We start from the raw sequence: 23,866 nt of genomic DNA on the forward strand, positions 1-23,866 counted from the left end.
GCGTCTCACTGCGTTAAGCCAGATAACGCTGTTGCAGGTGTTGCTTGAAGTAATGGCTGTTCAGCGCTTCACCGGTTGCCTGGCGCATCAGCTCATCGGTAGACAGGGTGCTGGCCTTGCTCCATATGGCTTTGTTCAGCCACTCAAACAAGCCGCCAAGGTCGCCATTGCCAATCTTCTCTTCCAGCCCCGGCAGGTGTTGCTGCGCGGCATTGAAAAGCTGGGCGGCGTACATGGCACCTAGGGTGTAGGAGGGGAAGTAACCAAAAGCACCGCCCGCCCAGTGGATGTCCTGCATGCAGCCGATATCGTTTTTGCCAGCGGTAGACAAGCCGAGCAGGCTTTCCATTTTTTCGTTCCACAAGTCGGGAATATGCTCGGTATCAATCCCGCCTTCAATCAACTCGCGCTCGATTTCATAGCGCAAAATGACATGTGCAGGGTAGGTCACTTCGTCGGCATCGACCCGGATAAAGCCGCGTTTAACACGGGTATTCAGTTGGTATAGATTGTCGGCGCTGAACGCGGGGTCTTGCTGCCGTTGAAACGCCTCGGCTATGCGCGGTGCTATCAGACGGGTAAACGGCAGGCTGCGAGCCAGCTGCATTTCAAAAAAGAGGCTCTGCGATTCGTGAACGCCCATGGAGCGCGCTTGTCCGACCGGTAACCCCGCCAGAGTGCGGGGTAAATTTTGCTCATAGCGGGCATGGCCGGTTTCATGAATCACGCCCAACAGCGCACTCATAAAATTTTGTTCATCGTAGCGGGTGGTAATGCGCACATCTTCCGGTACGCCGCCGCAAAAGGGGTGGGTACTGGTATCAAGCCGGCCATGCTGGAAATCGAAACCCAGCAAACCCATGATGTTGAGCCCCAACTGACGTTGTTGTTCGGTCGGGAAAGGGCCTTGCGGGGTAATCACCTGCCGGGTTTTTTGTATCTCTTCGGCTTCGTCTATCAGCCCGGGTAGCCAGGTTTTTATTTCACCGAAGAGGTTATCGACTTTATGGCTGGACATACCCGGTTCATAGATATCCATCAGCGCATCGTAGCGATTCAGCCCGGCGTGTTCGGCAAAATAGCCGGCTTGTTCCCGTGCGAGACGCACCACCTCTTTCAGGTTGGTGTTGTAGCCCTGCCAATCGTTATTTTTCCGCTGTTGGCGCCAGGCGTGTTCGCAGCGGCTATTGGCAATGGAGGTTGCCTCAACCAGGTCTTGCGGCAGCAAAGTAGCATGCTGCCAGGCGCGTTTCATGGTTGCCAGGTTGGCGATATCCAGCGCATCGGTAATTTCTTCGTGGGCTTCTTCAAACCAGTCGTCCAGCTCCGGAGCGGTCAGCAGTTGGTGGCTGATGACCGACAGTTCGGCGAGCGCTTCGCCCCGTGCATTGTTACCGCCTTCCGGCATCATCGCGGCCTGATCCCAGCCACAAATAGCCGCTGCGTGTTGAATGCGTGACAAGCGTTTGAATTGTTGTTGCAGTTTAGTAAAAGCGCTCATGGGTGTTGCTCCGGTTTACCAGGGTTTTCCGCGGGTGCGTTTAACGTAGGGCAAATGAATATGCAGCGCAGCCTTGGCGACCATGTGGGCGCTGATCGGCGCTGTGATAAAAAGAAATAGCGTAATGAGCAGTTCGTGCAAGCTGAAGCCTTCGCTGTGGGTGCTGAAAAAAATCATCGAGCCAATCAAAACGCCACCAACGCCCAGCGTGGTCGCTTTGGCGGGGCCGTGCAGGCGCATGTAAAAATCCGGCAGCCGCGCCAGACCAATCGAGCCGAGCAAGGCAAACAAGCCACCGATTAAAAGAAATATAGCAGTGATAATTTCAACGATGCTGTTATCTGTCATGAGGAGATCCTATCTGTAATCAGGTTATCGTTATTCAATGATGTCGCCGCGCAAAATATATTTTGACAGCGCAACGGTACCGGCAAAGCCCATCACGGCAATCAGCAGGGCAGCTTCAAAATAAAGTGCCGACCCCTGGTATACACCGTAAATAATTAACAGGGCGATGGTGTTGATGTACATGGTGTCGAGCGCGATGATGCGGTCCGGTAGTGATGGGCCAATCACCAGTCGCCAGAGGTTTAACACGATGGCGAGACTGACCATAAACATGGCAATCGGGATAGCGGTTACGAGCATTCGAAAATCTCCTTCAAGGGGGCTTCGTAGCGGCGTTTAATATCGGTGATCGCCATTTCCACATCGCTGACATTCAGCACATGAATCAGCAGGGATTTGCGGTCATTACTGAGGTTGGCCGACACGGTGCCAGGGGCAAGGCAAATGGTGCTGGCCAGAATGGTGATCGTAAAATCATTTTGCACGTCCAGCGGCAAGGTTAAAAACGCCGGATGCAAATTCCGGGTGGGCCCGATGATGCGCAGCATCAGCACGTAATTCGCTACCAGAATGTCCACCACTACCCGTGACAGGAAGCGCATCACCACCAGCGGTTTGCGCACCGGTGTGGATTCGGGCCAGAAGGGATAGGTAATCCAGGGGATAAACCAGCCAAGAAACGCCCCCAGCACCACATGCCCGGCACTGATGTCGTTAATCAGTAATAGCCACAGGCCCCACATAAAAACGCTGAGCGCGGGGTGAGGTAATAACTTGCGCCAGCCAATGTGCACTTTTTTGGTTGCAACGCGAACTTTGGGATTCATAGTCAGTTTCCTTTCACCGGAATATGGCCGAGCACTGCCTGAATATAAGGCTGTGGATGTAACACTTGCTCTGCCAGGGCGTTGGTGTAAGCGATCACCTGGTTACCAAAAATCATCAAACCGAAGCTGAACAGAATCAGGCCAAGGATGGCGATAACCGACCAGATATCAGCTGCCGGGGCGGTGACCACATGATTTTCCATGCGCCAGAAAATGGTGCTGCCACTGCGGCTGAGTGCGGTCAGCACGGCGAGGCCGCCAAGCAGAATACCGGCCCAGATCCACGGCGTTTGCGGCCCGGTAGCAGCTTGCAAAATCAGCGCCTTGCCGACAAAGCCGCTGAGCGGCGGCATACCGATTACGCTAATGGCAGCAACAAAAAATAATCCGCCCAGTAACAGGGATTGGCGCATTTCCGGTGCACTGGTGATGCGGTCTTCAGCATCGCCGCGCTGGCGAATAATCAAATCGGTCAGCAGGAAAAGTGCCGCGCAAATCCAGGTGGAATGCAGCAGGTAGAAGATAGTTGCACTCAGTGCGGTTTCACTGTTAAGCGCAACCCCGGTGAGCAGGGTGCCTACCGAAACGATAACCAGCCAGGAAATTTGTACACGCAATTCCCGCGCGCCAAGCGCACCTATCGCACCGAGTATCAGTGTGATAAAGGCCAGTGGCCATAACCAGGGCAAAAGTATATTACTCAGCTCTCCGGCATCATTGCCAAAAATCAGCGTGTAGACCCGAATAATCGCGTAAACGCCCACCTTGGTCATGATGGCGAACAGCGCCGCCACCGGGCCGTGTGCCGATGAATAAGCCGCAGGCAACCAGAAGTAGAGGGGAAATATCGCCGCCTTCAAACCAAACACAATAAACAACAACAAGGCGGCAATGCCAATGAACGGTGCTGTATCTGCATCGGCGGCCGCTACTTTTACCGCGAGGTCGGCCATATTGAGGGTGCCGGTCAAACCATACAGGGTTGCTATCGCAATCAAAAAGATGGCAGAACCGGTGACGTTGAGTATGACGTAATGCAAACCGGCTTTGGCGCGGCGGGCGCTGCCGGCTTGCATCAGCAGGGCATAGGAAGATAACAGCAAAATTTCAAAAAAGACGAACAGATTGAACAGGTCGCCGGTCAGAAATGCGCCGTTAACACCGGTCAGCAAAAAGTGCGCGAGGCTGTGGAAATGCGGGCTGACCTGCGGCGCCTTTTCGTCGGTGGTGTAAAGCAAACTGAAGAACGCCAGGGTGCTCGATAGCAACATCATGATGGCACTCAGGCGATCCAGCACCAGCACAATACCAAAGGGCGGTGCCCAATTGCCCAGCGCATAAACAACGAATTCACCGCGGCCGGCTTTGATAATCAGCAGAACCGAAATCACCATCAGCGCGAATACGCTGAACATGCTGAGAAGGTGCGTGCGCATCCGATGCCGCTCCGGCATCAACAGCAGAATCAAACCGGTAATCAGCGGCAGTAAAATGGGAGCAATAACCAGATGACTCATCGTGGCGTTTCCTCCCGGGTGTTCTTGCCATCAATGTGGTCATTGCCCAGTTCCGAGCGCGCACGCAAGGCGAGTACCAGCATAAAGGCGGTCATGGCAAAACCGATCACAATCGCGGTTAACACCAGCGCCTGGGGAATCGGGTCGGTGTATTGGTCGCGGCTGCTGATAACGGCAGGCACGCCGGACTGCAATCGGCCCATAACAAAGATAAATAAATTGACCGCGTAAGAGAGCAGCGTCAGCCCCAGAATGACCGGGAAAGTTCTGCCCCTGAGTGCCAGATAAATACCGCAGCCGGTGAGAACTGCAATGACGATAGAGATTAAAGCTTCCATCAGTTATCTCCGGAGGAAAGTGATTTGATATGAGCGTGGCGGTTGAAGTGCGACAAACGGCCGAGGTAAGAAAGAATCACCAGCGTTGATCCCACTACCGTAACGTACACACCGATGTCAAAAATCAGCGCTGTCGCCAGCTCGAATTTGCCCACGATTGGCCAGGTGACATAGGTAAAGGCGGTGGTCAGGAAGGGATAACCAAACAACCAGCTACCAGCACCGGTGGCCGCTGCGATCAGTACGCCGATGGCGGCAACATTGCGATAACGCCAGTTGATACGCTCCTGCACCCAGTCATTGCCGGAGGCAACGTATTGCAGAATCAGCGCCACACTGGTGATAAGACCGGCGATAAAACCGCCGCCGGGCAAGTTATGGCCGCGCAGGAAAATATAGGTAGATACCATCAGTGCCAGCGGTAACAGCAGGCGCGCCAGTACCATCAACACCGGTGGTGATGGTTCTTTCGCCCACACGTGCTCGGTGCCATCCGGGTTGGGCGGTGGCGGCAAGCGGAGTTTGCGCAGCATGGCGTAAATACCCATGGCGGCGACGGTGAGTACCGTAATTTCACCCAGCGTATCGAAACCGCGGAAATCCACCAGGATGACGTTAACCACGTTGGTACCGCCACCGCCAGAAACTGCATTTGCCAGGTAATAATCAGCAATGGTTTCGTAAGGGCGGGTAAGAATGGCCCAGCAGAGCAAGCCGATGCCGGTACCAATACTGCCGGCAATCACAATGTCGCGGCTGACTTTAAGCGGGCCGGATTCATTGGGGGTGACTTGCGGTAAAAAGTAGAGCGCCAGCATCATCAGCACCACGGTGACCACTTCCACCGAAATTTGCGTCAGTGCCAGGTCGGGCGCTGAGAAGCGGATAAAGATCAGCGATACCACCAGGCCTACCACGCTGAGTAACAGCAGGGCGGCAAAGCGGTTGTGATGAATAAGCACCGTGCCCACGGCGCCGACCATCATCACGATGGCCATCACCACGCTGACGGCATCTACCGGAGCTGCTGCAACAGAGCCGGTCAGTTTGTCGATAAACAGCAGCTGGGATGCGCCCAGCACAATTACCATACCGAAAAACCATACCAGATAGCTTTGCAGCGAGCCGTTTTCAAACTTCTCGGTCAGCTGTTGCGCCAGTTGTTCGCTGCGCTGGATACGCGCCTCGAACATCACTTTTTCATCGCGTCGGTATTGTCGCTCATAGAAGGCGAACAAGCCTTTACGCTGGTAGTACAACAGCAGGCCACCGGCGAGAGCGATACAGCTCATCAACAGCGGCAGGTTGAAACCATGCCAGATGGCAATTTTATAATCGGGCATGTCGCTACCCAATACCGCAAGGCCGGCAGCATGGAGGAATGGCGCAATGGTCAGGTTGGGGAACATTCCGATCACCACGCACAGCACTACCAGAATCGCCATGGGCGCAATCATGTAGTGCGGCGGTTCATGGGGCGGGTACTTCGGCAAATCGACCGGTTTACCACCAAAAAATACTTCGTAAACAAATCGGTAAGAGTAAGCCACGGCAAAGATACCGGCAAAGGTTGCCAGCAAGGGCACCAGCCAGGTGAGGTAGCCGGAGGTGTTGAGGTTGAGTGTCTCGGAGAAGAACATCTCCTTGCTGAGAAAGCCGTTCAACAGGGGAACACCGGCCATCGCCGAGGCTGCTACCATCGCCAGCGTCGTGGTTAAGGGCATAAATTGCCACATGCCATTCAGGCGGCGCATGTCGCGAGTGCCGGTCTCGTGGTCGATAATCCCGGCCGTCATAAACAGACTGGCTTTGAAGGTGGCATGGTTAATGATGTGGAAAAGTGCCGCGATGGCCGCCAGTTGGCTATTAAGGCCAAACAACAGGGTAATCAGCCCGAGATGGCTGATGGTGGAAAAGGCCAGCAAGCCTTTGAGGTCATGTTTGAACAGTGCGGTATAAGCGCCGAACACCAGCGTAAACAGCCCCACCGACGAAACGATATAAAACCACAGGTCGGTGCCTGCCAGTGCCGGATACATCCGCGCCAGCAAAAATACCCCGGCTTTTACCATGGTAGCCGAGTGCAAATAGGCGGATACCGGAGTGGGGGCATGCATGGCGTGTGGCAGCCAGAAGTGGAACGGAAACTGCGCGGATTTGGTAAAAGCACCGATCAAAATCAGGATGAGTGCGACCGGATAGAGCTCGTGATTTTTGATCAGCTCGCCGGAGGCAAGAATCTCGGTCAGGTTAAAACTGCCAACAATTTTGCCCAGCAGCAATGCGCCACCCAGCAGCGCCAGCCCGCCGGCACCGGTAATGGTGAGCGCCATGCGAGCGCCTTTACGGGCATCTGACTGTACCGACCAATAACTGATTAACAGGAATGAGGCGAGACTGGTTAACTCCCAGAACACAATCAGCAGCAGGATATTGTTGGAGATGACAATGCCCAGCATCGCCATCATAAAAATCTGCAGCAGGGCATAGAGTTTGCCCAGTGAATCCCGGGGGGATAGGTAATAGCGGGTATAAAGAATGACCAGCAAACCGATGCCGGTAATCATCAGCCCGAACATCATGCCCAGGCCATCAAGACGTAAGCTTAAGTCCAACCCCAGCAGCGGCAGCCAGCTGTGGTCATAAATAAAAGAGCCACCTGCCAATACGGTTGGCAGATGCCAAAGTAGCAGGGCAAGTGAAATCGCCGGACCGAGGGCCGCCGAAAAGGCACATAAGGTTCTTCCGAATTTCTCGGTTGCAAGAGGCAGACAAGCACCGAGGAGAGGCAACAGGATGATCAGTATTAAGGTCATGAAGGCCACACCTGGATTGACACGGTTTTAAGTAAGACTGTTTTTAAAATGGATCGAAAATGCCAGGCCCAAACCGCAGGCCAGCAGCGCCGACATCAACAGCGAGGTTGTTCAGGTACCAGTGTGCGAAAAGAACAGCGCAATATCGGTTCGTTGTTGGTTTGCCGTGAAATGCGTGTTTTCACAGGAACAACGGATACAGAAGGCGGGTGGTGCAAGCTGGTTGATAACATGGCACTCCTTAAGCAGGCTATGGGTTTCTCTCTATTTTTCGGAGAGAAAATAACACACCCGCGGCGTAAAAAAAGTGTTTTGATTAATAATTGATCAAATAAAAACTATAGAAATATCAATACCCTGGTTAAATACCCGCACAAAAAAGCAGCACGCCCGGCAGGTCGGGTTATGGATATTTAATATAGTCCAGGAACGGAGTGGCTGAGGCGGGATTCAGGAATCGGGAGCTATGTTGCAAGCAGGGCCGCCCGAAGGCAGCCCTGTTTTGTAGCGGTCAGTACAAAAATAACCTGGAAACTAGAAGAGGTCGGTGAAGATAACGCCCAAACCGATGGTTTGTGTATGGTCGTTGTAATCAATCAGGCTTTCGCCGTAACCATTAAAGTATTTAAGGTAGCCGCGGATAGTTTGCGAGCGGCTGGAAATCGGAAAGCTCCAGCCCAGTTCTACCGCACCTTTGTTCTCACCGCGCAGGTTATTGCGCAGCATCATGCTGTAAATATTCGAGCGATGACGGTAGGCGGTGCTGAATTCAAAGTGGCCGAGAAATTTCTCGATATCCGGGTTATCGTCGCCTTTGGGGTCGCCAGGGTATTTGGCCTTGCTCTCGGGCAGGCGATACCATGGGGTTAAAGCGAACACCAGGTTGTCCTTTTCAAACACCGTATTGAACATGATCCGGTTCCAGCTGCGCGACAAGGTGCCGCTCTGGCCGTTTGACTGGTGATTAAGCACCGCTTCATTCAACACGTTGCGAAAGCCGAAAATCTCCCAGTCATTGGTGAAGCTGAGGATCAGTTCCGGCTCATGATTGGTTTCCCGGAAGGGTCTGGAAATATCGCCGTTATACACCTGCCAAAACGCGTGGTTGGTGTAGCCGAGATATAAATGACCGTTATCGCCAAAAATCCCTTCGCGTAGCAATATCTTGATGCTGAACTGGAACTCGGCCTCGGTATGTTTGAGATCTTGCAGTTGATCACCCGCTGCTGCGTAGGGCTCGCTATTGGGGTCACTTTTATAGGTGGCGGGGAGAATATAGTTGCGTTGATGTGGCGTCAGCATAAAACGGTTGCTGCGGTTGAGCGCTTCTATCGTCATGCGCTCCCGCGTTGCCTGGTTTTCAGCTCCACCATTGATGGCGTAGGGCGCGTTTTCCGGCTGCACCACTTCTTCAGTAACCTGCGCGGCAATTTTTTTCTCCAACAGTAGCGAGCAAGCTTCTTTCAGCTCGCGAACGCTCATGCTGTCCGCCGCACCAATAATGCTGGAACGAAGGCAGGCATCCAGCTCTTCGGGAGGAATGGTAACTTCAGTCGGGGTGGTTTGGGCCTGAATACAGCTGGCCACCAGTAGCAGGCCAGCGCCTGCCAGAGAATGTTTCATCATGAATGCACCGCGACATCAAAAGTATAAGTATTACCGGTATTGTAGGTATTGTGCCAGCTATGGCAAGTCGCACGACCCGACGCTGTTTGCAAAAAAACGATTCGACACCCGAGCCGGCCAGGGTGAATAATGGTGGGAATTGGCAACTTGAGGGTTTGTTCTGCAAGCCCGTGCTGTTTCTTTCGTTGTGGTTCATCGCACCGGCGTTGTTCGGCAACTGTTTCATCCAATCTGGAGGTGTGTACATGAAAATTGTTGCAATCAGTGGAAGTCTTCGCAAAGCATCGCTCAATAGCGCATTGCTGGAGGCCGCAAAAGCGTATTTTCCGGCGGATGCAGAGGTGACGATTTATCCCATTGATGACTTGCCGCTCTATAACCAGGATCTGGACGGTGATACCAAACCTGAGGCGGTAGTGCGCCTTAAGAACGCGGTTACCGAGGCTGATGCCTTGCTGATCGCCACGCCGGAATACAATTACAGCATTCCCGGCGGCCTGAAAAATGCCATCGACTGGGCATCGCGTCCCGGTTTTCAATCACCTCTGGCGCACAAGCCGGTGGCGGTAATGTCGGCTTCCATGTCATTGGTGGGCGGCGCCCGTGTGCAAGCGCAACTCAAGCAGGTTTTGCTGGGGGTGTTATCCGAGGTTTATAATGCACCGGAATTTCTGGTGCCGGCAGCCCATCAAGCTTTCTCCGAGTCCGGAGAGTTGACCGATGCAGAAGTAGCTCGCAAGCTGGAGCGTTTTATCGGTGATTTCGCCCGCTCGGTTGCTGCGCGCTCAACCGTGTAAGCCGCACAGGTTATTCCCTTCTTTTATTTCAGCGTCCGGATTGTGTGAACAATCCGGCTCGTCTTTTTTGGCTCTGCTTCCTTTCGCCCGGTTTATATTCCATTTTCTGTTGCCGTTTGTTGGTTCTTGCGCGGCAGCGGAGCGCGTTGCTATAACCAATGTTAAATAGTGTTAATGGTCGTTGTGCTTGCTCAAGTCTTAAGTAAAGTACTAGTCGACAAGACTATGAGGCAGTGTTTATGACTATTTCCCGTCGTCGATTTGTTCTGGGGGCTGCCGCAATGGCAGCGGCAGCTGCGGTAAATGTTCGTGCATTTGCGGCAGCGGCTCAGGCAACCGGACTGAAAGACTATTATAAAAATGATTTCCTGATCGGCACGGCGATGAATGCCGCCACCTTTACCGACAACGATGTAGCTTTGCAGCAGTTAATTGCACGTGAGTTCAATGCAATTACCGCTGAAAATGCCATGAAGTGGGAAGTTCTACGCCCCGAACTGAACAAGTGGGACTGGGATATTTCTGACAAAATTGTCGAATTCGGCACAGAGCATGACATGCACGTTATTGGTCATACGCTGGTATGGCACAGCCAGGTTCCTGATGCGGTATTTCAGGATGACGCGGGCAAACCACTGACTCGCGAAGCCTTGCTGGCGCGTATGGAAGAACACATCAATATTGTGGTGGGGCGTTACAAAGGCCGTATTCCTACCTGGGATGTGGTGAACGAAGCGATTGAAGATGATGGTCAATGGCGAAAGAGTCACTGGTTGAATATTATCGGCCGCGACTATATTGCAAAGGCTTTCGAACTTGCGCACAAGGCAGACCCTTCGGCACATTTGATGTACAACGACTACAGCATGTTTCTGGAAAAGAAACGCCAGGGCGTGGTCGATATGGTGCGCGAACTTAAAAAACAGAAGGTGCCCATTCACGGTGTGGGTATGCAAGGGCATCTGGGAATTTCCGGGCCGGATCTGGCCGAGGTGGAAAAAAGTATTATCGCTTTTGCCAACGAAGGGGTGCGTGTGCACATCACCGAGCTGGATGTGGATGTATTGCCTTCGGTATGGGAAATAACCGGGGCAGACATTGCTACCCGTTTTGACTACAAGCCGGAGATGGACCCTTATCGCGATGGCTTGCCGGCTGAAAAAGAAGAGCAGTTGGCTGAACGTTATGAAGCGCTGTTCAAACTCTTTATTCGTCACCGCGATAAAATTGATCGCGTCAGCACCTGGGGCACCAGTGATGATGCCAGTTGGAAAAATGATTTTCCCATCAAGGGTCGCGTTAATTACCCCTTATTGTTTGACCGCAATCGTGAGCCCAAGCTGGCGTGGCATAAGGTTGCCGCTGTGCCTGCAGCGGTTAACCGCTAATCCTTATTACTCTCCGGTACGCCCGTGCCGGAGGGTTATCGCACAACCATCATGGTTTTAATGCCAGGCTGTTAATCGGCAAGGCTATAATGCTCTCTCCGTTCATTCCTCTCCACAGTTTGTCTTTCTCCTGCCTTTATCGCGCTTTGCTCGCGCAATTTTTTGTCTATCAGTCGCGGCATTTGTGTAATCATAGGTAAGAAATATTGCACAGGTGAAATTTTTCACTTAGTATCAAATGGTCTTTGATACTATATATAAGATAAATTCCAGATTTTACCTTTGACTGATTAATAAAACTCATAAAGTAAGAGGTCGATAACATGCGGGAAGGCTCTACGCGCCTCAGTCGCCAGTTCAACACGCGCCGACATTTTAAAGCATTCACTTTTCTCCTTTGTAGTATCTGGATCACACCTTACGCCATCGCAGAAGATAACCAGGCTTTGACGATTCGCTTTGATGCGCCGGCCAGTGATTGGGAGCGGGAAGGGCTGCCCATTGGGAATGGTGCAATGGGAGCTGTGGTTATTGGCGAGTTGCAACGGGATATTCTGCAATTTAATGAAAAAACCTTATGGACCGGCGGCCCCGGAGCTAAAGGGGGTTACGACTTTGGTTTGCCAGATAAGCCGCAGGTTAAAGCGCTGAAAAAAGTGCAGCAGCACTTTGAAAAAGAATCCGCCTTATCACCGGATGACGCGGCCGCTGCGCTGGGTAGAAAAATTACCGGTTACGGCGATTACCAGAGTTTTGGTCATCTGGAGTTCGATTTTAAAGCACCAAAGGACGCTACCGATTATCGTCGCGAGCTGGATTTGAATAACGCCATGGTTCGTGTCAGTTACAGCGATGAAGGTGTGCGTTATACCCGTGAATATTTTGCCAGTTACCCTGATCAGCTTATCGCGGTTCGCCTGAGTGCCGACCAGCCAGGAAAAATTACCGTCAGTACCGGTGTGGGGGTGCATGATAACCGCACCATCAAACAAACATTTGATCAATACGGGCTGGTGATTAACGGTGAGCTGAACGATAACGGCTTGCAATACCAAACCCGCGTGGCGGTTCGACATCAGGGTGGCGACATTCGCCGCGATGAAAGCGACCACCGCATTCATATCAGTAATGCCGATGAAGTGGTGCTAATGCTGACCGCCGGAACCAATTACCGTCAGGCCTATCCGCAATACCGGGGTGAACATCCGGATGCCGTGTTGGCGAGCAGAATAAAAGCCGTTGCCACTCTGGATTGGCAGAAGTTGCTGGCTCGTCATCAACAGGATTATCACGGTTTATTTAATCGCGTTGCGTTAAATATTGGCCAGCAGATGCCCGATGTCGCCACACCGGTATTGCTGGCCAATTACCCTGCAAACAATTCCGCCGCTGCCAACCGCGCGTTGGAAGCCTTGTATTTTCAATTCGGTCGCTACCTGTTAATTGCCTCGTCCCGCGCTGGTTCACTGCCCGCCAATTTGCAGGGGGTGTGGAACCATTCTGCCACGCCGCCCTGGAATGCCGATTACCATGTGAATATCAATTTGCAAATGAATTATTGGCTGGCCGATGTGACCAACTTGTCGGAAACCAATGTACCGCTCTTCGATTTTATTGATTCATTGATCGAGCCGGGTCAAGTGTCAGCGAAAAAACTGGTCGGTGCCAAAGGCTGGACGCTGTTTTTAAACACCAATATTTGGGGCTTTACCGGCGTTATTCAGTGGCCAACCGCTTTTTGGCAACCCGAAGCGGGTGCCTGGCTGGCGCAACATTATTGGGATCATTACCGGTTTACCGGTGACGAAGCTTTTTTGAAAAATCGTGCCTGGCCTGCGATAAAAGGCGCTGCAGAATTTTGGCTGGATGCGCTGGTAAAAGACAAACGCGATGGCTTGCTGGTGGTATCGCCCAGCTATTCCCCAGAGCATGGCGATTTCACTGTGGCGAGCGCCATGTCACAGCAAATTGTTTTCGATGTATTACGCAACGCGCGTGATGCAGCGAGCATTGTTGGTGACAAATCTTTTGCCAACAAGGCAAACAGCACGCTTGAAAAACTGGACCCCGGTTTGCGTATTGGCTCCTGGGGGCAATTACAGGAGTGGAAAGAAGATCTGGATGATCCGGAAAATAAACACCGTCACATCTCCCACCTGTTTGCGTTGCACCCTGGCAATCAAATCAATATTGCCACTGAGCCGCAATATCTCGAAGCGGCTAAAGTTTCCCTGAATGCACGCGGCGATGGTGGTACCGGTTGGGCGCAAGCCTGGAAAATAAATATGTGGGCGCGTTTGCATGACGGCAACCGTGCGCACAAGGTGCTTTCTGAACAGTTGCAACAGAGCACCTTGCCCAATCTCTGGGACAACCATCCGCCCTTTCAAATTGACGGTAACTTTGGTGCTACGGCGGGCATTGCCGAAATGCTGTTGCAAAGTCATAACCAGGAGTTGCACATACTGCCCGCGCTTCCCGCCAGCTGGCCGCAAGGTTCAGTACAAGGGCTTAAAGCACGAGGTAATTTAACCATTGACCTCGCCTGGCAAGAAAACCGTTTGCAACACATGACAATGGTTGCCGGGTCGTCCGGCAAGCTGCAATTACGTCTTGCATCGCCGGGTGATTACACCTTGAGTGAAGTGGAAGGCGGCAAGAAAATCACGCTGAATAACCATAATAATGTATTGGAATTCAACGCAGAACAGGGGAAATCCTACCGGTTAACTGCCAATAAAGATTGATGGGCCAGGCTGACTGACAAGCCCGAATTTTTTAGCGTTATTTATTATTAGCGACAAGGCTCTTTATTTAAAGAGCCTTCGGTTAACTATTGCTCCGATTTCAGGATTACGCATGATGCGGTCAAACATCATGAAAGGTATGGATGCCAGAGGTTTTTAAATAATAAACTGGAGAGTAACAATGAGTTCTACCCACAAAACCTTCTTTAAGAAAAAACTGACACTTGCCGTTAAGGCCGCATCCGGTTTTACCCTGATGATGGGTGCGGCGGGGCTGGCCATGCCTGCGGTTGCCCAGTCTCAAGGTGCCAATGATCAGGTTGAGGAAATTCTGGTGTCAGGTTATCGCGCCAGTGCTGCCTCGGCACTTAACATTAAAAAAGAATCTGGCCAGCTGGTAGATTCGATCGTCTCGACCGATATTGGCAAACTGCCGGATATGAACGTCGCGGAAGCCCTGCAACGTATTTCCGGTATTCAAATTACCCGGCACATGGGTGAGGGGAGCAGCGTTGCTATTCGTGGTTTAACCCACGTGCGCACCGAGTTGAATGGCCGTTCAAGTTTCACCGCCAGCAATGGGCGCGGGTTGTCATTTGAAGACGTACCCGCCGAGTTGATGGCCGGGGTAGACGTGTATAAAAACCCCAGCGCTGAATTGATTGAGGGCGGTATTGGCGGCACAGTTAATTTGCGCACCTTCAAGCCTTTCGATTTCGACGGCATGAAACTCTCTGCCAGCGTCGGCATGAATCATTACGATTTTATTGATAAGGAAAAACCGCAAATCTCCGGCCTGTTCAGTAATCGCTGGGATACCGGCATTGGTGAAATCGGTGTGCTGGTCAACCTTTCCTATCAGGAAAGTGCTTTCCGTCAGGACACGGTAGTAACAGAACCCTTCTGGTTGCGCGACGCCGGTGAGTTTGGTGGCACTGCCGGTGAAGGTATTTATTTGCCGGCGGGCAGCGGTATCAACAGCAGTTTTGGTGACCGTGAGCGTATGGGCACTGCGGTGTCCGTGCAGTGGGCGCCCAATGAGGACCTGGAATTTTACGCGCAACATATTCGTTCCGATTACGAAATGACCTTGTTCGATTATTCCTATTTCGCGTTTCTGCCTGCAGAAGACGAAGACTCACCAATGTCACCCTATGATGTAAATGATTTTACCTTCAGCAATTCCGGTGATTTTCTTACCGGTTCATTTGTTGATGTAAACATTGATTCCAATACCGGTTTGAATCGTCGTAACTCGGTTACTTCCGACACATCATTCGGTTTTAAATTTCGCCCCAACGACCAGCTGACGCTGAGCGGTGACTTGCAATATGTTGATGCAAAAACCAAAGGTGAAAATTTCATTATTTCGGTGAATGCGCTTGCCCCGGTGTTGCACATGGATTTGCGCGGTGATTATCCCGGCATGTCGGTAGCGCATAAAGCCGGTGAAGATCCTTCTACGGCTGATTTGACCAACCCTGCCAATTACAATTGGAGCTGGGTGCTTCCGCATCACGACAAAAACCGTGGCACTGAGCTGGCGGTTCGCTTTGATGGTGAATGGGAATTTCTCGATGCCGGCCCGCTGCAAGCTTTTTCGGCGGGCGTGCGTTTTACCGATCGTGAGGCGCGCAACCAGTCAATGCAGTGGTCAACCTGGACGCCGATTCGCGTGCACAGCTGGCAGTGTACCGACGGTGAAACTGGCGGCCCGTTGATGCCGGAGTGTAACCCCAATAATCTGCAGCCTGAAGACAGCACCAATGAAGGAAACTGGGGTGTGGTTTTCCCACTGGATGACCCGCGTTTCGGCGGCAATTGGAGTTCCAACCAGTTCACCGATTTTATGCGCGGCAAAAGTGATTCCTATGGTGTGACTTTGGCAGCCAGTTCGCAATTGGCCGGCAGCTTTTCTGATGAAGTGGTTCGCTACATGACGCAAAACCATTTGGACGCCGGTTCACGTCTGGATGGCATTCCCGGTTTTGGCCCTTTGCAAACCAATAATCAGGAAGAAAAAACCTCGGCTATTTACGGTATGTTGCGTTTTGCTACCGAAGTTGGCCGTTTCCCGGTCGATGGTAACCTCGGTGTTCGTATTGTAGAGACCAAAGTCAATTCATCCGGCTCGGCAGAATCCTGTGATCAGGACGGTAATAACTGTACTTACAGCCCGATCAGTTACGACAATGATTATGTGAATACCTTGCCCAGTTTGAATGTGCGTGTAACGCTGGCGGATGACATATTCTGGCGTTTCGCGGCATCCAAAGGTGTTAGTCGCCCGGGCTTTGACCTGATGGATCCGAACGTAAATTTATCAGTTTCCATTGATAGCAACACCAGTCAAATTACCGGACTTAACGCTTCTGGCGGTAACCCGGAATTGAAGCCGATGGAAGTATCACAATTTGATACCTCGCTGGAGTGGTATTTCTCTGAAAGCGGTATGGCTTACACGACCCTGTTTTATAAAGATGTGAAGAACTTTATTGCTGAAGGAACTCTGTATCAGGAAATGGTTTACACCAATCCGTTAACCAACCAGGTTGAAACCGGGCGGTTTGAATCCCAGGTACCGCTCAATGGCGATAAAGGTGAAATTCTTGGTGTGGAAGTTGGTGTTTCGGCATTCCTCGACTTCCTGCCAGGTGCCTGGTCCGGTTTGGGTTTCCAGGCGAACTACACCTATGTGGATAGCGAAGCGCCCAGTCCTTTCTCTACCGACCTTGAAGGCAATGCGATGATGGTGCCGTTGGAAGGTCTGTCAGAAAACAGTTACAACCTGGTGGGTATGTACGAATGGGGCGATTGGTCTTTCCGTTTGGCGTACAACTGGCGTGATGATTATTTGAGAACTACCTCAGGTAATGGTACGCAAAATCTGCCCATTTATAACAAGGATTTCGGCCAGTTGGATGCTTCTGTTAATTGGCACATTAACGAAAACTTCAGTTTGCGTGTTGATGGCGTTAATTTAACTGATAGCCGCACCGATACCTATCAGGGCTTTAAAAATCGCCACCGTGACAGCTTTCTCGGTGATCGTCGCTACGGTGTGACCTTGCGCATGGATTTTTAATCTTAATAGCAGTAGGTAATTTTTAAATTGCAGCCCCTGACCTTCAGGGGCTTTTTTTTAATTATTTTTTGTTTATTTCTGTAAGTGCCTGGTTTGATGAAACTTCACAAATGTAAGTGATGTAATCGGTTTCTGTTAATTGCACTTATAAATATGAAGTTGTGTAAAGCTGTATCTATTTTCGGATCATATTGGAATTCCTGTAATAGGATTCCTGTGCTGAACTCCGGCTGCGAATTGTTAGCGCAAACATTGCGTGCTTTTTTTAATGATAACTCGCATCAGCGGTCGGACAGTGGCAGGTCTCACCACATTGTCGAGTTGTTTTAAAACATAGCGACAAAAATAACGATAACCGTGGTGGGTATTTAATGGTCTGGAGGTTGTTATGCATGCTAAAAATAATTATCCGTTTGTGAAGAAAAAATTAGCAGTTGGTATTCGTATCGCCTCAGGGATTGGTTTATTGATGGGCGCGGCAGGTGTTGCACTGCCCACCATGGCACAGCAGGAAGCAGGTGTAGTAGAAGAGGTACTGGTGTCCGGGCAGCGGGGCAGTATTCAGTCGGCGCAGATGTTGAAACAAAATGCTGAGCAAATTGTGGATTCGATTGTTTCCGATGACATCGGCAAACTACCTGACCGCAGTATTACAGAAGCGATTCAGCGTATTCCCGGTGTAACCATCGAACGTTTCATGTCTATCAACGACCCGGAGCATTTCTCTGCTGAAGGTAGCGGTGTTGCCATTCGTGGTATGAAACACGTGCGCAGTGAACTGAACGGTCGCGATACTTTTTCGGCCAGTGGTGGTCGCAGTTTATCGTTTGAAGATGTGCCGGCGGAATTGATGGCGGGCGTTGATGTGTATAAAAACCCATCAGCGGATATGATTGAGGGCGGTTTGGGCGGTACAGTGAATTTGCGTACCAAAATGCCTTTTGACAATGATGACCGTACCATCGCTTTCTCGGCAAGCGCCAACTACGGAGATTTCGCGGAAGAGGTCAAACCTTCATGGTCGGCCTTGTACAGTAACCGCTGGGACACAGAAGCCGGTGAGTTCGGTTTGTTGCTGGATGTCGCTTCTTCAAAAATTACCACGCGCACCGACGGTATTTTTGTGCGTCCCTTTTTTGCACGTGATGATATTTTACCGGACGGCCAGCGCGCCTGGATTCCCAAGGGCGCCGACTGGCGTACCATGATGTTTGATCGCGAACGTCTGGGTTCTTATGCGGCTTTCCAGTGGCGGCCAAATGAAACGACGGAAACCTGGTTTACCATCTTCCGTAGCGAATACGATATGTCGTGGAAGGAAGACGCTATTTTTGTACAAAATAGCCCATGGACCACCAACCCGTCTGCCGACTCTGTGTTTGACAGCAACGGCGTTTACCAGTCAGGTACTTTCACCAACTCGGCGCCACCGGAATGGGCTCCCCAGGTTCCGGGCATTCCTTTCGGTGCTGACGTTCGTGTTTCCAATCGTGAGTCAGTCACTACCGATTATTCGGCTGGTATCAAATGGCAATCCGGTGATAATTGGGAATTCAATGCTGATATTCAGTACACCGATTCCACTACCGACTCATTGGATAATACCGTAGCGACCGGTATCAATCTCGACTCTATTGATATCGACTTGCGCGGCAGCCTGCCTTCAATTACTACCGATGCCAACCATCTGGCAGACCCGACCAATTATTACTGGGCGTTTGCCATGCCTCATATCGAGGATGCAAAAGCCGAGCAGTTTGCTTTTAAAGCGGATGCGCAATACAACGTTGATGATTCTTTTATCAAGTCCGTGAAATTCGGTGCGCGTTTTACTGATCGTGAAGCCGACAATATCAATACCGGTTATCACTGGGATGCGATTTTCCAACCGTGGATGACCACCGACTCGCAAAGCGAGCGAGATGCTGATGGCAACATCATCGTGCTCAAAGGGCTGGATGTGAATAATCTTGGCATGCCGTACATGCAGGATGGTTCGCAGATGACACTGAATCAGTTTAAAAACTTCTTCCGTGGCGATGCCAATTTGCAAGGCGTGGTGTGGGCGCCGAATGTTTCCATCGCGCGGGATTACCCGAACGGTCTGGTTAACCTTTACCGCGATGCGGCGGAATATGCCGACTCATTAGGTCATCCTTATTCGCTGTATAAAGGCGAATACAATTTGCGCAACAAACACGACCCGCAGTGGCGGAATATTCAAACCGAAAAAACCTGGTCGGCTTACGGTCTGGTGCGTTTCGGCTTTGACGATCTGGCCAAACCGATTGACGGTAACATCGGTGTGCGAGTGGTGCAGACCGATGCCAGCTCTGATGGCTTCCTGATTTATCCGGACGAAGCGCCTTTTGGTAATGGCCAGTCAGAAGCTATTTCAGCCGGCAATAAATACACCAATGTATTGCCGAGTTTGAATTTGCGGATGATGCTGACCGATCAGGTGGTTACCCGTCTGGCGTTATCCCAGGCGATTGCCCGTCCGGATTTCAGCCAGATGCAAGCCTACAAGCAATTGAATGCGACCCAGGATCAGGTGCTCAATACCTGGCGTTTAACGTCCAGTTCAAACAGCAACCCGAACTTGCGTCCGCTCAAGGCCGATCAGGTAGATGTGTCCTTTGAATGGTATTTCAACGACTCGGGCGGTATGGCCAACCTGAACTTCTTCTATAAGGATATCAGCGGCATTATTCGTAACCAGAGCGTGGAAGAGCAGTACGCAGACTTGTCCGGCGCGCAGCAAACCTATCTGGTAACCCAGCCGGTGAACGTAGGTTCGGCAAAAATCCAGGGCTTTGAAATTGGTTACAGCCAGTTCTTCGATACCTTGCCAGAGCCGTTTGATGGTCTGGGTATTCAGGCCAACTACACCTACATTGATAGCACCACCAAAATTCCGTTATCGGTAGATTCTTCCAACCCGGATCAGTTGATCGCGCCGATTGATACCGATGGTCGTATGTATGTAGGTGAGCTGCCTTATGAGGGGCTCTCCAAACATGCTTACAACCTGGTAGGTATGTTTGAAAAAGGGCCGTTGTCTATCCGTTTGGCGTGGAGCTGGCGCGATGAGTACCTGATGTCCATTGGCCCTAACGGTTTCAACGGTACCGATGGCGGCGTTGGCGTAAGTCAGGATATGGCCTGGCGACTGCCGGTTTACAGTGATGACACCGGTCAGCTGGATGGTTCGATTTTCTACCGCTTTAGCGACAGCCTGTCGCTGGGGCTTGAGATGAACAACCTGACCAACTCCGAGACACGTACCATCATGAAACAGAACAAGGATGGCGCCGGTGATCACTACGCGTCTTACTTCACCAATGATACGCGGTACGCATTAACGCTGAGAGCCAGTTTTTAACCTGGCAAATCTGCCCTGAGAGGGTTGCAGGGCAGGCGAACTTTTACCTTGTAAGGAGCACAAAGGATGGTGCTCAATGCCCGCCCGCTGTTGTTAGCACATTGGCAACAGGGGCGAATTGACTTTTTCATGTGTAGCTTTGTTAGTGTCCTTGCGCCCTGCAGATTCGCTCTGTTCGGGCGCTTTTTTTTGCCCGGACTTTTCAGGGATAGCGCAGCGGCAGGCCGCTAACAGGGCGAAAAGAGGCTTTTCAAATTTTTACCACAAGCTCAGAACCATTACCCTGTTCGTTTGTCTCAAGCAGGCAATAATTCAAACCCCATAAAAACTGATCACAGCGGATGAACCCATGATGCGATATGAGGCCGATTTTACACTGATAGAACTTCGCAACCGTCTTGGCCAGCAGGTTTCAGTGAGCGTAACTCATATGTCGACTGACACCAGAGACTATGTTTTTTTAACGGCGGCCGGTAATGCCGCTTCCAGCCTGGTGGCAAAAAATGCGGATCATTTTGCGTTTCAACTGCGTGATCACTTTTCTATTGAACCGACGCGTTTTGAATTGATTGAATTGCGTGTGGCCGGAGATGATCACTGTTTGTGGCGCTGGCGTTTTGAGTGGGTAGGTTTTACACCGCTCGCGCCGAAAGGCGAGGCGATATCGTCGGTTCAGCAGCAGCATAAATTTTTTGCCATGCTCGCTGCCCCGGAACAGCAACCGCTAGCGGCGGTGACCGGTTAAGCTGTTTAAACTGCTGTTGCTACAATGCGAAAACCCTGCCGTTGTGAGACGGCAGGGTTTTTTTATTTCCGGTAGCCCAGCAAGGCCAGCCCGAACACCGACAGAATCACCAGCGGCCAATGGCCGAAACGCATAAAGGGTGTTTGCCCGTTGGCGGCGTAAATGCTGCCGCTTAAGGTTTGGCGGGTGAAGGGTTCGCTTTCCAACTCTATTTGGCCCTTGTGATTGATCAGGGCGCTGCTGCCATTATTGGTGCTGTAAATCAGGTAACGACCGGTTTCCAGCGCTCGCATTTGGCCCATTTGCATAAACTGGTGAGGGCCAATGGATTGGCCGAACCAGCCGAGATTGCTGATGCTCAGCAGCACCTGGGTTTTTTGTGCGCTTTTTGCCAGCAGCTCCGGATAGGCCAGTTCGTAACAAATAGCCGGGGTGATGTCCGTCTGGTTAATGCGTAAATTGTGCTGCTCCCAGGGGCCGGCACTGATGATGGAGGTGGGCAAATTAAAAAAGCTGATCAAGCCGCGCAACCACTGCTCCAGCGGCACATACTCACCGAAGGGCACCAGGCGGCGTTTGTGATAAATACCCATCGCCTCGCCGAAGCCGGCAATCGAGTTGTAATAGCGCTGCTGATCGCGATCATCAAAAATAATACCGGTTACCAGCCCGGTGCCGGTTTCTGCCGCTTTGTTGTTGATCTCATTTAAAAAAGGCAACGCTTGCTGGTAAGTGAGCGGCACCGCCGCTTCCGGCCAGATGATCCAGTCATTCTCCCAGAGTTCATCGGTCATTTCGGTGAGCATATCCAGCGTTGGCTGAACATAGCTCAGCTCCCATTTAATGTCTTGTGCAATATCCGGCTGCACCATGCCCACGCGGATCGGTTCCTTATCGAGTTGCGTCCAGGAAACCTGTTGCAGCAAAGCACCGCCAGCCCACAGCAGTAACGCGGCTGTGGTGGTGAGAAAAGCACTGCGCGAACGCGCCGGTGTGTAGCTCAAATGCACCAGCACCGCGGCGGTAAATACACTCAGCAAACTCACCCCGGATACACCGAGCACCGGTGCCCAGCCTGCCAGGGGTGTATTCAAATGACCGTAACCGACATACAGCCAGGGAAAGCCGGTTAACAACCAGGAGCGGGTCCACTCTCCCAAAAACCAAAGTAATGGGAAGGCCAGTAATAACCCCTGTGGGTGACGGCTGAAAAAGCGGCCATGCAGCCAAAAGGGCAGGGCAAACACCAGCGCGACGAAGCTGACAAAGATCAGCGTCATAACCATAGCCAGCAGCGGTGGTGCGCCGCCAAATACATTAATGCTTACATACACCCAGGAAACGCCACTGCCGAACATGCCGAGGCCAAAGGTGAAACTGTATAAAAGCGCTTGCCGGGCATTGCGGTTGCGCAATACCAGCATGAGTACTGCCAGCGCCGGAATCAGAATGGGCCAGATAAAAAACGGAGCAAAACCAAGCGGAATCAGCGCACCGCCCAACAGTGTTAATAGCACCAGCTGCCAGCGCGGCGCGCTTTCAAAATAACGAATAAACCTTGAGCTCATGCGGAGAATCAATTCCATAACCGGGAGTAAAAGGCAGCAGAAGTGGTTCAGGAGCGATATTAATTGCCGGTCAGCGGGCCGACGGGCGCAAGCGCTTGAACCCGTGCATTCTGCCTGGGTGGGCATACTATAGAATAAAACCGGCAAAAAGATGGAAGCATTTCAGCAAAGCGAAACCGCTGCGTTGCTTTTATAAAACCGTCGGGGCAGGGGACGTGCAGGGATGGGCGGGTGATAGCAACACGGCGCACCCCGCCGAAGCAAGGTGCGCCGTGTAAGCCTCAGGGGTTAACCGTAAGGCGCAGCAGGTGTAACTGCCGGTTGTCCGCGTAGAGTACCCGGAACTGGAAGTGATCCAGCAGGGTGACATCGTTACGCTTTGGCAAATGGCCGAAAGACTGCATTAGCAAACCGCCGATGGTATCGAACTCGGCATCGCTGAATTCCGCTTCAAAGAACTCGTTGAATTCTTCAATCGGGGTCAGCGCCTTGACGATATAGTCAGTTTCGCTAACTTGCTTGATGTATTCGTCGCTGATGTCTTCATCGGTTTCATCTTCGATGTCACCGACAATTTCTTCGAGAATATCTTCAATGGTCAGCAGGCCGGAAATAGCACCGTACTCGTCAATCACCAACGCCATGTGGTAACGCTTTTCACGGAACTCGCGCAGCAGAATATTAACGCGCTTGCTCTCGGGAATGATGTTGGCCGGGCGCAGGATGGAGTCGAGGCAGAGGTGTTCATTCTCCTCCAGCATCAGACGCAATAAATCCTTGGCCAGCAAAATGCCGCGAATATCGTCCATCGAGTCGCCATACACCGGAAAGCGTGAGTGGCCTGACTCAATGATGCGCGGCAAATATTCCCGGGGCGAATCATCAATATGAACGGCCACAATTTGCGAGCGTGGCACCATGATTTCTCGCGCAAACAATGAAGAAACGTCCAGCGCCCCTTCAATGATGCTTAACGCTTCCTGATCCAGCAGTTGTTTGTCTGCGGCATCCTTGATGATTTCCAGTAATTCCTCGCGGGATTTGGGTTCAGCGCTGAAGGCGTGGAGCAATCTGTCCAGCCAGGATCGATCCTGTTTTTCGGGGCGATCGGAGTGGCGCTGAACGCTACTACTCGTGGGGTCTTCCGACATGGTATTTTCCTGTTAACTACGGGTCAT

At 51.7% G+C, this 23,866-nt stretch carries 17 protein-coding genes; 7 read left to right on the top strand and 10 right to left on the bottom strand.

Annotated elements, in window-relative coordinates; translation table 11 throughout:
• Window positions 1-13: 13 nt before the first annotated feature.
• Genes C4F51_RS06670 through C4F51_RS06700 form a run of 7 tightly spaced genes read right to left on the bottom strand, consistent with a single transcriptional unit; the run spans window position 14 to window position 7,347 of the window.
• Window positions 14-1,501, bottom strand: coding sequence for a carboxypeptidase M32 (locus C4F51_RS06670; protein WP_193908317.1), 1,488 nt, complete (start codon window positions 1,499-1,501; stop codon window positions 14-16).
• 15 nt (window positions 1,502-1,516) lie between these two features.
• A complete protein-coding gene (locus C4F51_RS06675) occupies window positions 1,517-1,849 on the bottom strand; it encodes a Na+/H+ antiporter subunit G (protein WP_193908318.1) in 333 nt (110 codons plus the stop codon).
• A 30-nt stretch (window positions 1,850-1,879) separates the two neighbouring features.
• A complete protein-coding gene (locus C4F51_RS06680; RefSeq protein ID WP_193908319.1) occupies window positions 1,880-2,149 on the bottom strand; it encodes a K+/H+ antiporter subunit F in 270 nt (89 codons plus the stop codon).
• Window positions 2,140-2,676 carry a Na+/H+ antiporter subunit E gene (locus tag C4F51_RS06685; RefSeq protein WP_193908320.1) on the bottom strand — a complete coding sequence of 179 codons (537 nt, stop codon included), beginning with the start codon at window positions 2,674-2,676 and terminating at the stop codon, window positions 2,140-2,142. The genes C4F51_RS06680 and C4F51_RS06685 overlap by 10 nt, the downstream gene beginning before the upstream one ends.
• A gap of 2 nt (window positions 2,677-2,678) precedes the next feature.
• Window positions 2,679-4,193, bottom strand: coding sequence for a monovalent cation/H+ antiporter subunit D (locus tag C4F51_RS06690; RefSeq protein WP_193908321.1), 1,515 nt, complete (start codon window positions 4,191-4,193; stop codon window positions 2,679-2,681).
• Complete coding sequence (locus C4F51_RS06695) at window positions 4,190-4,531, bottom strand: Na+/H+ antiporter subunit C (RefSeq protein ID WP_193908322.1); 342 nt, start codon at window positions 4,529-4,531, stop codon at window positions 4,190-4,192. Before C4F51_RS06695 ends, C4F51_RS06690 begins: the two co-directional genes overlap by 4 nt.
• Window positions 4,531-7,347, bottom strand: coding sequence for a monovalent cation/H+ antiporter subunit A (locus tag C4F51_RS06700; protein ID WP_193908323.1), 2,817 nt, complete (start codon window positions 7,345-7,347; stop codon window positions 4,531-4,533). Before C4F51_RS06700 ends, C4F51_RS06695 begins: the two co-directional genes overlap by 1 nt.
• A gap of 123 nt (window positions 7,348-7,470) precedes the next feature.
• Between C4F51_RS06700 and C4F51_RS06705 the strand changes: the two genes are divergently transcribed.
• Complete coding sequence (locus C4F51_RS06705; protein WP_193908325.1) at window positions 7,471-7,674, top strand: hypothetical protein; 204 nt, start codon at window positions 7,471-7,473, stop codon at window positions 7,672-7,674.
• Between the two features lie 207 nt (window positions 7,675-7,881).
• Here the strand turns inward: C4F51_RS06705 and C4F51_RS06710 are convergent, their stop codons facing one another.
• The gene (locus C4F51_RS06710) at window positions 7,882-8,973 is read right to left on the bottom strand and encodes a phospholipase A (protein WP_193908327.1); all 1,092 of its coding nucleotides are present in this window, start codon (window positions 8,971-8,973) and stop codon (window positions 7,882-7,884) included.
• A 245-nt stretch (window positions 8,974-9,218) separates the two neighbouring features.
• On the opposite strand from C4F51_RS06710, the gene C4F51_RS06715 reads away from it, so the two are divergent.
• From C4F51_RS06715 to C4F51_RS06740, 6 genes are all read left to right on the top strand, one after another.
• Complete coding sequence (locus tag C4F51_RS06715) at window positions 9,219-9,770, top strand: NADPH-dependent FMN reductase (protein ID WP_193908329.1); 552 nt, start codon at window positions 9,219-9,221, stop codon at window positions 9,768-9,770.
• 239 nt (window positions 9,771-10,009) lie between these two features.
• Window positions 10,010-11,158: an endo-1,4-beta-xylanase gene (locus C4F51_RS06720; RefSeq protein WP_193908331.1), complete on the top strand. Its 1,149-nt coding sequence runs from the start codon at window positions 10,010-10,012 to the stop codon at window positions 11,156-11,158.
• Between the two features lie 323 nt (window positions 11,159-11,481).
• On the top strand, window positions 11,482-13,905 hold the full coding sequence (locus C4F51_RS06725) for a glycoside hydrolase family 95 protein (RefSeq protein WP_193908333.1): 2,424 nt from the start codon (window positions 11,482-11,484) through the stop codon (window positions 13,903-13,905).
• 181 nt (window positions 13,906-14,086) lie between these two features.
• Window positions 14,087-16,990 (top strand): TonB-dependent receptor, encoded by a 2,904-nt coding sequence (locus C4F51_RS06730; protein WP_193908335.1) that lies wholly within the window; start codon window positions 14,087-14,089, stop codon window positions 16,988-16,990.
• A gap of 388 nt (window positions 16,991-17,378) precedes the next feature.
• Window positions 17,379-20,375, top strand: a complete 2,997-nt coding sequence (locus C4F51_RS06735; RefSeq protein ID WP_193908337.1) for a TonB-dependent receptor — start codon at window positions 17,379-17,381, stop codon at window positions 20,373-20,375.
• Between the two features lie 349 nt (window positions 20,376-20,724).
• A complete protein-coding gene (locus C4F51_RS06740) occupies window positions 20,725-21,120 on the top strand; it encodes a hypothetical protein (protein WP_193908339.1) in 396 nt (131 codons plus the stop codon).
• A gap of 62 nt (window positions 21,121-21,182) precedes the next feature.
• Here C4F51_RS06740 and lnt read toward each other — a convergent pair whose 3' ends face one another.
• Both lnt and C4F51_RS06750 read right to left on the bottom strand, forming a co-directional pair.
• Window positions 21,183-22,688 carry an apolipoprotein N-acyltransferase gene (gene lnt, locus C4F51_RS06745; RefSeq protein WP_193908341.1) on the bottom strand — a complete coding sequence of 502 codons (1,506 nt, stop codon included), beginning with the start codon at window positions 22,686-22,688 and terminating at the stop codon, window positions 21,183-21,185.
• A gap of 281 nt (window positions 22,689-22,969) precedes the next feature.
• Window positions 22,970-23,839: an HlyC/CorC family transporter gene (locus C4F51_RS06750; RefSeq protein ID WP_193908343.1), complete on the bottom strand. Its 870-nt coding sequence runs from the start codon at window positions 23,837-23,839 to the stop codon at window positions 22,970-22,972.
• Between the last annotated feature and the right edge of the window lie 27 nt (window positions 23,840-23,866).

Origin of the sequence: Cellvibrio polysaccharolyticus (assembly GCF_015182315.1) — a bacterium.
Lineage (GTDB): Bacteria > Pseudomonadota > Gammaproteobacteria > Pseudomonadales > Cellvibrionaceae > Cellvibrio > Cellvibrio polysaccharolyticus.